The following is a 12643-nucleotide window of genomic DNA, read 5'->3' as shown; positions in this document are numbered from 1 at the left end:
AGGATTGACTATGTGGACTAAACCAAAGTTTGAAGAAATGCGTTTAGGTTTTGAAGTAACACTTTATATCAGCAACAGATAATGCCTTTTGAGAAATGATACCAGTTTCATTGACTAGTTTATCTACTTTATACGCAGTAAAAATAGCTAAATACAAGGCATTTATTTTAATAACTAGTTCTTCTAATTATTAAATAAATAATGAAGTAGTTGGTTATTTTAACCAGTAGAAATGATCAAATAGTTAGTGAGATTGGTATGCGATTACCCTCGGTAACTTCTCCCTCTGAGGGTATTTCTCATAGTTTTTTAAGGAATTTATGCAAATTTTAATTCTTGGTTCGGCTGCTGGTGGTGGTTTTCCACAGTGGAACTGTCATTGTGCTAATTGTAAAGGATTACGAGCCGGAACCATAAAAGCTACACCGCGTACACAGTCTTCTATCGCTGTCAGTCCTGACGGTAAAAATTGGGCACTCATTAATGCTTCACCCGATATTCGTCAGCAAATAAATCAATCCCCACAATTATGGCCTGAGCAAGGTGCACGGGGTACTAATATTCGTGGCGCCATTCTAACCGATAGCCAAATTGATCACACCACAGGCTTAATTACCTTACGTGAAGGCTTACCCCTTGATGTTTATTGTTCTCATGTTGTTTATGAAGATTTAACTTCTGCATATCCGTTATTTAACATGCTTGAACACTGGCACGGCGGTCTATCATTTAAACCTATTGGTTATCAGCAGAGTGATGCTTTTAGTGTTGAAGGTGTTGCAGATATCGAGTTCGTTCCCGTGACTATAGAGTCGAATGCTCCTCCTTATTCTAAATACCGTGACAAAGTCGTTGCTGGTAACAATATCGGCCTCAAAATTGTTGATAAAACGAGTGGGAAATACCTTTTTTATTTACCGGGCATCGTAGAAAGCACACCTGAAGTTGAAGAGATATTGGCAGATGCTAGCTGCGTATTAATCGATGGCACACTCTGGCTTGACGATGAAATGATCGCACAAGGCGTTGGTACTAAACTTGGATCCCAAATGGGCCATATGCCAGTAAATGGTGATTTTGGCACTGTCGCATTACTCAATAAATTTGATATCGATCGAAAGATTTTAATCCATATTAATAACACCAACCCTATTCTCAATGAAGAATCAGCACAACATCAATTTGTGTTGGACAATGGTGTTGAAATAGCCGTAGATGGCATGGAAATAACAATATAATTGCTTTAATGATCTGATAATAAATGCAATTGATATATACCCGTTCCACTTGAAGATGCAGGATTCAGCTGGAATTAGAAACGCCTTTAGGCAAGGCATTGATTGAAGAGAATGGTTGTTCCCTTCTCAAAATCAATAACGTAGCATAAAGCGTTTCTAAAACAGCCCTTTGGGGATGTCTGAGCAAATCATGCGCTTCGTTGCATCTATTTTTAAGGGAACAACCCTTAATAAAAAGAGGCGCCTTGATCATGAATCGCTCAGGCACCCTGAAACTCGCATCTTCAAGTGGAGCGGGTATAACACTTAATACTAAGAGGCGCTTTATTTATGCAACAACCATGGACAAGAGAGCAGTTTGAAGAAATGCTCCGCGCTAAAGGGCAGCTTTACCATATTCATCACCCATTTCATATTGCCATGCACCAAGGTGAATGTAGTGTTGAGCAAATTCAGGGTTGGGTGGCAAACCGTTTTTATTACCAAGTAAATATTCCTATTAAAGATGCCGCCATATTAGCTAATTGTCATGATATGGAAACTCGTCGTCTATGGATCCAACGCATATTAGATCACGATGGCAGTGTAGAAGACAAAACCTTAGGTGGTATTGAAGCCTGGTTACAATTGGGCCAAGCGGTAGGATTAGATAGACAAGACTTACTGGATGAGAAATTTGTTTTACCTGGGGTGCGATTCGCCGTAGATGCCTATGTAAACTTTGCTCGCCGTGCTAACTGGCAGCAAGCTGCATGTTCGTCACTGACGGAAATGTTTGCCCCTCAAATACATCAAAGCAGGCTAGACAGTTGGCCTATAAATTATCCTTGGATTGAAACACAAGGCTTACAGTATTTTCAAATGCGCTTATCTCAAGCAAGACGCGATGTTAATCATGGCCTACAAATCACCTTAGATCACTTTACTACTCGTCAAGCACAAGACGAGGCATTAAATATTCTCCAATTTAAATTAGATATTTTGTGGAGTATGCTTGATGCTATGACCTTAGCATATCAACAGGACCGAGCGCCTTACCAAGGTTTAATAGCTGAGCCAAATTACCATAAGAGAATTTTTAAATGATAAATCAGTCCGTGCCGCCAAGTTTAAACGCTATGTTCCGACTGCAATGGGAACAAGCGCAAGATTGTTATGTACTATTATTTCCTGAAGGTATGGTTAAACTTAATGGTAGTGCTGGAGAAATCATGCAACTGGTTGATGGTATAAACAAAGTTTCTGACATCATCAACATGTTAAATAAAAAATTTCCTGATGCTGGTGATTTAACTGACGATGTGCATGAGTTTTTAATTGCCGCCTATGATAAAAAATGGCTTTATTATGAATAATCAATCCCAAGTAAAAGTTGGTCCTCCACTATGGTTGTTGGCTGAGCTCACTTACGATTGTCCTTTGCATTGTCCTTATTGCTCTAATCCAACAGAGCTTGGTGATACAAAAGATGAGCTCAATACTGAGCAGTGGCTTGATGTATTAACACAAGCACGTGCTATGGGCGCGGTACAACTGGGTTTTTCAGGTGGCGAACCTTTATTGCGCAAAGACTTAGAACAGATGGTTAAGCACTCAAGAGAATTGGGTTTTTACACTAACTTGATTACTTCGGGCATTGGTTTAACCGAAAAACGTATTGCCAAGTTAAAAGTAGCGGGCTTAGATCATATTCAAATTAGTTTTCAAGGTGCAGATCCTGAAATGAACGATATTATCGCAGGACGCGGTAACGCCTTTGAACAAAAATTTAAAATGGCGCAGTCGGTTAAAGCACAGGGTTATCCAATGGTATTAAATTTTGTTATTTCAAAACAAAATATTAGCCAAGTTGAAGATATCATGCGCTTAAGTTGCCAATTAAATGCCGATTATGTTGAGCTTGCTACAGCGCAATATTATGGCTGGGCGTATGATAATCGAGATCATTTATTACCTTCACAGCAACAACTAATAGACGCAGAAAAAATCGTCAATGAGTTCCGTGATAAGCAACAAGGTAAAGGGCCACAATTTATTTTTGTGACACCTGATTATTTTGAAGTTCGTCCTAAGGCGTGTATGAATGGATGGGGCAGTACCTTCTTAACCATAGCGCCAGATGGTAGTGCGCTGCCATGTCATAGCGCAAAAATGTTGCCACTAAAGTTTCCTAATGTAAAAGATAAATCTATCAGCGATATTTGGCAGCAAGACTTCTCTTTTAATCGTTTTCGTGGTGATAGCTGGATGCCTCAACCTTGTCAAAGTTGTGATGAAAAAGAGAAAGATTTTGGCGGTTGTCGATGCCAAGCCTTTATGATGACAGGCGATATGGATAAAACAGATCCTGTGTGCAGTAAATCGCCCGATCATCATTTAATTCAAGAAGCTATTGAACGAGCAAAACACCCAAAAAATCCGCTATTAGAAAGGGTAAATAAGCGCAGCATTAAAGATGCTGATATTGTTCAAATAAAACTATGACCCCTTCCAGTCAAATTAAGCGTCACCCTAACGGGTTACAACATCATAATATTAATGACGAGCAAGGTTTTAGTGCATTAATTGTGGTTAACACACCTGCGCTAGACGACAGTGGTGTTAGCCACGCCGTTGAACATTTGATCTTTCGTCGAAGTGCGGCATTTAATCATCCTGAATCTTTATTTCAGCTTACGGCACTGACCGATTTATCCATTAACGCCTCCACCCACTATAATGTCACCTACTATCATTGTCACAGTCAGTGCCAGAAAGCCTGTTTATTGGGCTTAAATTATTTACTAAATGGTCTATTAGCACCTATATTCGAAGCACAAGATTTAGCACAGGAAATTTACCACGACGATTTTTACGGTGTGATTAACCGTGAATTAACTCCTCAACAAGATGACCAACAAAGTGTCATTGCGCGTAGTGATACTTCGGCTCAACGATGCTATCAATACGGTGGTGATATTGAACTGCTCTCGCAGTTAACCAAGACCGATATCACACGGTATCATGCTCAATATTACCAAGCACAAAAGATGCACTTGGTTACTGGAAATATTGAACCAACGTTAGTCGCTTCTCTACTTGAATCCATTGATGATACAACCAAGAACAGGACACCGTATTGCCCTAAAGTCCTACCTAAAGCTGATTTTTGTAACAATAGGCAGTTAGTTCGGTGGTATATTCATTATGAGTTTTATGCCTATTTCTCAACAAATCATAAAAACTTAAATCACTTAATTAAAAGCTTTGACGCCCAGCTAATTTCACCACAATACAACCTAAACAATAACCAACAGTTTGCACTCGATATTATTGCGCCTATAAATGTCTCAGAAACAGTTTTATCTAAAGTATTGATAAGCTTTATTTTAAAACATCCTGAAGGTAAGAGCGTTGAAGAGGATAAACAACTTCATAAGTTTTCACCTGAGATTATTCGCTTATTTAATTACTATCAAACTCTCGTGCGAGACTTAGAGACTAACTTAACTAAAAGCATAGCTAAAAACTTAACTAAAAAACCGCCACAGAGCTTAACAGAACATGCAACATTCATTGTAGGCAGAGGCACGGCTTATCCGCTGCAAAAACAGCAACTGCAAGCACAGATAAAGCAACAACAAACAAAAATACCCACAGCGTTATTGCCTGTTGCAAACCTGTTATTAAGACCGTTGTCAGAACATTTAAGTGAGAATGAATATCAGCAAAGTGAATATAAACACCGTGCTTTACCAACACTTTTTTCATCTTTATTATTGCGAGCTCAACAGCTATTAATACAGCAGCAAGACCAAGGCCAACACCAAGAACTGCATCGAAAAAGAATAGCTGAGGTTTTTGATACAGACCACAGCCTCATAGTCATTAACATTAAAGAGAAAGAACAAGGTTTAGCGTTATTAACTAGTTTTATTATCAACGCATACCCGACCTTTCTTGCTTCACGTACTCAAGGTCATTGTTATGCTATAGCCAGTCAATATGTCATGGAAAGTCATCATCTCGTCTTTTATAGCGCCTTTGATGTAGCGCCCTACTTTAGATTAACAGTCATAATAGAGTCCCTTATGATCTTGTGTAAAGATCTATCATTTATTGCCGCAGCTTTACCCTTAGCAAAATCTAAACTTAACAATATTGAGCTTAAAAATGTTACCACTGACTCAGTTGCTGAGTTTATTTCACATAATCTACTCACTAGCGATACTTAGTTTATACCCGTTCCACTTGAGGATGCAGTTTCAGAGTTAAGCGAGGAAATCAGATCAAGGCGCGATAAGATGATAATGGTATTCCCTTATCAAGTAGTGCAACGCAGGACTAGTTTTCTAGCTTAGCTCCCTACGGGCAAGCCGATAAAGGGTCATCTCCGGCGTTATGGACTTCGACAAGAGAATAACTATTCTCTTCAATCAATGCCTGGTAGCTAACCCTTTCTCGACTTGCTGAAATCTGCATCTTCAAGTGGAGCGGGTATATAGCTTAGGTTTACTTACAGATACAGCCAGAAATTTCGTAATAATCCTATTTGAACCCCTTAGCCCATTAAGCTAATACCCATCAGATTAATTAATGGTTCAAATTTTAATGAGGATAAATTTTCAAGAACAAGGCGCCTGATTGAGCAATAGCTGGCTATTGGGATTGAAAGCAACGATGTTATTGGATATTTAGACCATTTAAAAAGATCACTTAGTTAGTCTGATTGGTATAAGATAGTTTTTCAATCGTCAATCGAGTAATACAATGAAAACTATAGTATTTATAACCTCTATTTTATGCCTCGCTAGCAGCACATTAACCTATGCTGCACAGGATAATACAAAATTAGTTAAAGCGGCTATGCCTGAGTTGATGGCGATATATAAAGATTTGCACCAAACACCTGAACTCTCTAGCGTAGAATTTAACACCGCTAAAAAGTTAGCTAAAACAGCCCGAGAATTAGGTTTTGAAGTCACTGAAAAAGTAGGTGGCACAGGTGTTGTTGCGGTATTAAAAAACGGTAAAGGCCCAACAGTATTGATTCGTGCTGATATGGATGCCTTGCCCGTAAAAGAGCAAACCGGATTAGCATTTGCTTCCAAGGTCACCACCACGACTGAAGAAGGCCAACAAGCCCATGTAATGCATGCTTGCGCACATGATACCCATATGAGTAGCTGGGTTGGTGTCGCAAAGTTACTCAGTGAAAATAAAGCAAATTGGTCAGGTACTTTAGTGATGATATTACAACCTGCTGAAGAACGTGGTCGTGGTGCAAAAGACATGATAGCGGACGGCTTATATAAACGTTTCCCAAAACCTGATTATGCCTTAGCTTTTCATAATTCTGCCAGCTTAAAGGCGGGCGTAATTGGTTATACTCCTGGTTATACTTTTGCTAATGTTGATAGCGTAAATATCCTTGTTAAAGGCGTTGGTGGTCATGGTGCCTACCCACACGCAACTAAAGATCCTATTGTATTGGGCGCACGCATTGTTGGTGCCTTGCAAACATTAGTTAGTCGAGAATTAGATCCTCAAGACCCTGCTGTCGTCACTGTCGGCAGTTTTCAATCAGGTACGAAACACAATATCATTTCTGATCAGGCGTTATTGTTATTAACCGTGCGCAGTTACTCAGATGAAACGCGTCAAACCTTACTCGATGGTATTGCTAGAATAGCCAAAGGTGAAGGTATCGCTATGGGTTTACCTGAAAAATTACTACCGGTAGTTACCGTCAAAGATGAATTTACCCCAGCCACTTATAACGAACCTGAATTTACCAAAAAAATGGCTAGCTTATTTGTCACTGAACTTGGTAAAGATCGCGTGATTGAAGTGCCTGCGGTAATGGCAGGTGAAGATTTTGGCCGTTACTATCGTGCAGATACTAGCATTAAAAGTATGATATTTTGGGTTGGTGGTGTGCCACATGATAAATGGCAATCAGCCCAAGAAACAGGTGAAGGCTTACCTTCATTGCATAGCCCATTTTGGGCGCCTGATGCTGAAAAAGTCATTGCTACCGCAACACAAGCGATGAACAGCGCCGTGTTAACCATATTGGCAAAGTAAATTCACAACCTAAATTGAACTAATTCTATCATCCCGTCATAAAAATCGAGTATTTGAGGTCAGTAGCAAAAAAATTTTCTACTGACCGGAAAAGTGATAAAAATCAAGGGTGTTCTTCAAAATAAAAAGTAATACCCTAAACTATCCCTACTTAATCCCTGTAAAATAATAGTTTTGATTACAGTAAAGTACAAAGGTAATGATTAATTTTATTCACCTATTAATTATACAAATGATCACTTATCATTGTTGTTATCGTTACCTCACTGCAAGTTAATACAATCATGTCAAACAAGTTGCCTGCTTTACACCTTTTTGGAATTTTCGAAGCTGCTGCGCGCCATGAAAATTTCAAGCAGGCTGCGGCTGAATTATTTATAACACCCTCAGCGGTAAGTCATCAAATTAAAGCGTTAGAAGCTTTTTTAGGTTTTGAGTTATTTCAGAGAAAAAGTCGTGGTGTCGCATTAAATGCTGCAGGTAAAGTATATTTACACTATGTACAGCAGGGTATAAATAAGCTTGAACAAGGCACAAAAATTGTTAGTAATAAGTTCTCTTCACCTTCACTTAAAATATCTACTTTTACGACGATGGCAAGTAATGTCATTATCCCTACATTAAGTGATTTTCAGCAACAGCATCCTACTATCGACATTCGTATTGAAACAGGGATGAATTTAACTGACTTACGTTATGATGACTGTGATCTAGCTATACGTATGGGAAAGGGTGATTGGCCGGGTGTTGTGGTTAAAAAATTACTTAACCTTACAGCCCATGCTGTATGCTCTGCAGAGTTCGCCAAAAAACATAAACTCACTTCACCTGAACAAATTAGCCAAGTTCCCCTTATCGACCTTGCTAATATGAATAATATTTGGCGTACTTGGGCGGGAGCGATGCAGCTGCCTGAAATGCAATATCAGCATAAATTAACCTTTGGTAATTATGATGCTTCTCTACAAGCCGCAGAGCAGGGACTGGGGTTGGCACTGGCAATCATGCCAATTGAACATGCGTTAATTGAACGTAATTTATTGGTGTTACCGTTCGAAAAATCAACGAATTTTGACCAGTCACTCTATGCTGTATACCGTGAAGAAGATCAAAATCGAAATGATATTCACTGCTTTCTTGACTGGTTAACACAGTCACCTAATCTTAAGCCCATTTAATCTTATACCCGTTACCATTCAAGATGCATGTTTCAGAGTGCTTGAGCAATTTCAATTCAAGGCGCTGTGATGAAATAATGGTTATTCAGGAGAATTGCTCCTGCATTCTCTAATAAGCTACATCCATGTAGCGTCATTATAAGTAACAGCAACGACGAAGTGATGTTGCTCAAACGCTTCTTCGATGGGTTTCAAATGACTTTATACCGCGTTAAATAATCAAACCATAGAATGACTATGCTTAAACTATTTACCTTGCCTAAAGCCATTTTAATTCCCACTGAAATCCTGCACTTTGATTGGTAATGGGTATATACCTTATGGGTTATTTTAATTCATCTATACAGTGAATATTATCCTTTTGTAACCATTGCGCTATAGCATTAACATTATCCAAACGGTCAAAACAAGGATAAAATAATGTTTAGTTCAAAAATCATGCTGTTCTATCGAATCATTGCCCTACTAATGCTGAGTATACCTACGGTAATAAATATTTATAATAACGGTGATATTGTCAGCTCGATTATTTATGTGCCATTAATAACACTCGGATTATCAGCTATCGCTATCTTTCTCGACGGCAAACTAGAAGCTGTATTAAATCGAGGTATGATCTTAACGATGTTTAGAGCACATACTGCCAATAGTTACCTAAAAACGACAAGTGATATCAAAGTCAGTCATCCAGACTTCAGGTTACTAAAAGAAGTGACTTAAATAATGGACTTCACCACTTTAATATTCAAACGTTTGGCAATACGGTTTAAATTAGCGCGATCGGTAGATAGTCGCCTTGCAGCAGCGGCCCAATTACCCTCTTCTTCTTTGAGAATTCGGCTAATTAATTGTTTTTGAAAACTCTCTGTTTCTACTTTTAAATTCAAGTTAACCTGCTGTTCAGCAATTGATGAGAGTCCACTTTCTGCGATAAGCTCTATCGGCAACTCTGCGCCAACCGCGTTAAGTGTTCCGCAATCGATTTTATCGATTGATATTATCGCCTTATCACGCTGTCGTGCCCGTGCTTTTAGGGTAGCCCTGCTGACTACATGCTCTAGTTCGCGCACATTACCAGGCCAGTTATATTGTGTTAAATGAGCAACCGCCTGCTCAGTAATTTTTAACTGAGCAATACCTAGCTTTCGCCGAGTTTGTTCAACAAAGTAACCAGCTAATAACTGTACATCGCCAACTCTCTCATAAAGCCTAGGCACTCTAATCGGGTATACACTTAATCTGTGATACAAATCGGCACGAAAGCGGCCTTCTCCCACTTCTTCTTTGAGATCTCGATTGGTCGCAGCGACAATACGAACATCCACTTCTTCAACATTATCTTGGCCAACCGGCTGAATCTCATTGCTTTGTATTGCCCTTAATATTTTACTTTGCGCACCAAAGGGCAACTCCCCTATTTCATCTAAAAATAATGTACCACCATCAGCCAAGGAAAATTTACCAGCACGATTTCTATCTGCGCCAGTAAAAGCCCCTTTAACATGTCCAAACAGCTCACTTTCAATCAAGTTTTCAGGTAGCGCGGCACAATTGACATAAACCATAGGGCCATGTTGACGAAGTGATTTTTGATGAAGAGTACGGGCAACTAGTTCTTTGCCCACCCCGGTTTCACCATAGATTAAAATGTTAAAATCGGAAGAAGCGACAATATCTAACTCTTGCTTGAGTTGCGACATAATAGGGCTTTCGCCAATAAGCTCACCACCATCGCGTTTCCATGCTTCTTCTGTTAACTCTGCCACTACGCGCTGTGAATGATCCGCTCTACTTTCAAGTTGATCTAGCAGAAAAGCGGTATTGAGTGTTGCAGCAGCAATCGCTGAAATAACCTCTAACATACGCACATCAATGTCTTCAAAATCATGCGGTGTAAGGCTATCAATCGTTAATAAACCCAATAGCTTATCATCATAATATAGTGGCAAGCCCATACATGAATGCACAGGTAAATCCCCCTCACGGTCAATCAATAGCCCGTCATAAGGGTCAGGTAACGGTGAGTCAGCCGCAAAACGAATAGGTGATTTTGATTGGCAAAGTGCTAGAAATCGAGGATGTTCTTCGACATAAAAACGGCGACCTAAGGTATCTCTACTTAAGCCTTGTAAAGCAATAGGTTTGAGCACGTCACCATGATAAGAAAGTAACGCTACCGCATCACAGGTGATCGTTTTCCTAACAGTATCTAATAACCGATCAAATCTATCTTTGGTGTTTAAACTCGTCGCAAGGTCGAGGGCTAGCTCAATAACTGCCGTTGATGATATTTTTTTCATAACTTTTCCTGATGCAAGCCCATGTAGAGTTAAAACATTTTTACGCTGGTCATGAAGAGATAAAATAACACAATAGAGTCATTATGACCACAAAATAACAAGGTCATAATGACTACGTAAACATCCACCAATAACTTAACATCATGTATTTAAAGAATAAATAAACTTGGCACTTGCTTTGCAGTTACTAAATAAATAATCAAAGTAAATAAACAACAATCGATAAGAGGTCACCATGTATTCGCAATTTTTCATCGCTCCTCAACTGCCTAAGATAGAGAATGCGCTAGCTTTTCAAAAATGCTTAGTCATAGGTAACTATTTAATGTTGTTATCTTTTTTTGTTGTGGTTACTTCTGTTTTTATTACTTTCGCTATTGATGACCATTTCACCATCTCTGCGCAAGTCTCTGCACATATTGCCACAATTGTTTTCGCGGGTTTACTCAAAATTGGCTATGTATTGCGCTGTATTGCTTTACATGGTTTTGGTCAAAGGAACTTTTAATATGTTACAAATTCAAGACTCTGAAAGCGCTCAATTAAACTTTGATCAACCTAGTTCTGATCATCAAGATACCAATGCACTTAATTATTTAGCACAACACCCGATATTAGATTTGCCCTTTAGAAGCTATTTTTTACTGGCCGTTGCTTGCTCTATGGTCGCATTAGGAATATGGGCTGCTTATTTTAATGGCTACTTTACCTTTGCTGAAAATGGCATTAGCCCATTGGCTTGGCATATTCATGAAATGATTTTTGGTTTTGGTGCCACTGTTGCCGTCGGTTTTATTCTTACCGCCGCGCAGACATGGACAGGCCAACCAAGCATTAAAGGTTTACAGGTACTTGCTTTCGTCGGATTGTGGTTACTTGTTAGAGCCGCATTATTGGTTAACTCACCTAGTACTATTATTGTGGCTATTGTCTTACAAAGTTTTTGGTGGTTGGGCTCAATTATTGTCTTTACTCGTTTGGTGCTAAAAGGTAACAACCGACGAAATTACTTATTTATTCCATTGTTATCAGCGTTAATGTTACTCAATATCGCTTTACTGTTACTTGATTTTAATGGCTATCATGAATTAACCCGACACATTGCTAGAACCAGTGTATTAATGTTTTGCCTACTGATGGGTATTTTAGGTGGACGCGTAATCCCCTTTTTTACCGTTTCAGGCGCTAAGCTTGAACCTATCAAAACGCCTAACTGGCTGACGCCCTTATTAACAATCACGTCAATTTTGGGCGTATTAGCCTTTTTTAGTTCTGCTTTTATTGAATTACCCTTTAGTCCGGCAATATTAATGATAGCGTCCGGTCTACTTCACCTTATCAGGCAAGGTTATTGGCGCAGCTTTGCAACCCGAAAAATCGCTTTATTATGGTCATTGCATATCGCCAACTTTTCCTTAGCTTTAGGGCTTATTTTACTTGGTGTGAGTTATTTTCAGACGCAAAGCCTAGAGTATTTCAGCGTATCAATATCCTTTGGTGATGCCTTACATTTAATCACTATCGCTGCAATGGGTTTGATGATCTTTGCCATGATGAGCCGAGTATCTTTAGGCCATACAGGGCGAGCATTAATACCCAGTAAATTGGTTTCATGGGTGTTCTTCCTGATTATGTTTTCAGCATTTACCCGAGCAATACTGCCAACGATAACGTCACAATCATTACTTGCTTGGAATATTAGCGCGCTAGCTTGGTTCATCGCTGGATTGTTCTTCTTAAAGGTTTACTTGCCTATTTTAATGGCTAAAAAGGTTGAGAAATCATTTAGTCGTTAAAACAAAAGTAGAAAATATTAATCAAAGAACAATTTTAAAGAACTTTTTTTTAACTTCAGTTTACC

12 protein-coding genes are annotated in these 12643 nt (G+C 39.0%); 11 read left to right on the top strand and 1 reads right to left on the bottom strand.

Features of this window, described 5'->3' with window-relative positions; translation table 11 throughout:
* Positions 1 to 10: 10 nt before the first annotated feature.
* The 9 genes from pqqA to CPS_RS03790 all read left to right on the top strand — a co-directional run bounded on the left by pqqA (position 11) and on the right by CPS_RS03790 (position 9202).
* Positions 11 to 82 carry a pyrroloquinoline quinone precursor peptide PqqA gene (pqqA, locus tag CPS_RS24240; RefSeq protein ID WP_011041711.1) on the top strand — a complete coding sequence of 24 codons (72 nt, stop codon included), beginning with the start codon at positions 11 to 13 and terminating at the stop codon, positions 80 to 82.
* Between the two features lie 238 nt (positions 83 to 320).
* Positions 321 to 1238 carry a pyrroloquinoline quinone biosynthesis protein PqqB gene (gene pqqB / locus CPS_RS03825; RefSeq protein ID WP_011041710.1) on the top strand — a complete coding sequence of 306 codons (918 nt, stop codon included), beginning with the start codon at positions 321 to 323 and terminating at the stop codon, positions 1236 to 1238.
* Between the two features lie 330 nt (positions 1239 to 1568).
* On the top strand, positions 1569 to 2324 hold the full coding sequence (pqqC, locus tag CPS_RS03820; protein ID WP_011041708.1) for a pyrroloquinoline-quinone synthase PqqC: 756 nt from the start codon (positions 1569 to 1571) through the stop codon (positions 2322 to 2324).
* On the top strand, positions 2321 to 2593 hold the full coding sequence (gene pqqD, locus CPS_RS03815) for a pyrroloquinoline quinone biosynthesis peptide chaperone PqqD (protein ID WP_011041707.1): 273 nt from the start codon (positions 2321 to 2323) through the stop codon (positions 2591 to 2593). Before pqqC ends, pqqD begins: the two co-directional genes overlap by 4 nt.
* Positions 2586 to 3722 carry a pyrroloquinoline quinone biosynthesis protein PqqE gene (gene pqqE, locus CPS_RS03810; protein ID WP_011041706.1) on the top strand — a complete coding sequence of 379 codons (1137 nt, stop codon included), beginning with the start codon at positions 2586 to 2588 and terminating at the stop codon, positions 3720 to 3722. Before pqqD ends, pqqE begins: the two co-directional genes overlap by 8 nt.
* On the top strand, positions 3719 to 5452 hold the full coding sequence (locus CPS_RS03805) for an insulinase family protein (RefSeq protein ID WP_011041705.1): 1734 nt from the start codon (positions 3719 to 3721) through the stop codon (positions 5450 to 5452). The genes pqqE and CPS_RS03805 overlap by 4 nt, the downstream gene beginning before the upstream one ends.
* Before the next feature lie 535 nt (positions 5453 to 5987).
* Positions 5988 to 7304, top strand: coding sequence for an amidohydrolase (locus CPS_RS03800; protein ID WP_011041703.1), 1317 nt, complete (start codon positions 5988 to 5990; stop codon positions 7302 to 7304).
* Between the two features lie 284 nt (positions 7305 to 7588).
* Entirely contained in the window at positions 7589 to 8482 is an 894-nt protein-coding gene (locus tag CPS_RS03795) for a LysR substrate-binding domain-containing protein (RefSeq protein ID WP_011041702.1), read from the top strand.
* Between the two features lie 420 nt (positions 8483 to 8902).
* A complete protein-coding gene (locus tag CPS_RS03790; protein WP_011041701.1) occupies positions 8903 to 9202 on the top strand; it encodes a hypothetical protein in 300 nt (99 codons plus the stop codon).
* Here the strand turns inward: CPS_RS03790 and norR are convergent.
* Positions 9199 to 10782: a nitric oxide reductase transcriptional regulator NorR gene (gene norR, locus CPS_RS03785; RefSeq protein ID WP_011041700.1), complete on the bottom strand. Its 1584-nt coding sequence runs from the start codon at positions 10780 to 10782 to the stop codon at positions 9199 to 9201. The genes CPS_RS03790 and norR overlap by 4 nt on opposite strands.
* 235 nt (positions 10783 to 11017) lie before the next feature.
* On the opposite strand from norR, the gene CPS_RS03780 reads away from it, so the two are divergent.
* Both CPS_RS03780 and CPS_RS03775 read left to right on the top strand, forming a co-directional pair.
* Positions 11018 to 11290, top strand: coding sequence for a hypothetical protein (locus CPS_RS03780; protein ID WP_011041699.1), 273 nt, complete (start codon positions 11018 to 11020; stop codon positions 11288 to 11290).
* Between the two features lies 1 nt (position 11291).
* Entirely contained in the window at positions 11292 to 12578 is a 1287-nt protein-coding gene (locus CPS_RS03775; RefSeq protein ID WP_011041698.1) for an NnrS family protein, read from the top strand.
* The last annotated feature ends 65 nt before the right edge of the window (positions 12579 to 12643 follow it).

The organism is Colwellia psychrerythraea 34H (assembly GCF_000012325.1).
GTDB lineage: Bacteria > Pseudomonadota > Gammaproteobacteria > Enterobacterales > Alteromonadaceae > Colwellia > Colwellia psychrerythraea_A.
The sequence above is the reverse complement of the archived record's forward strand: the minus strand, read 5'-3'. Positions and strand labels throughout refer to the sequence as shown.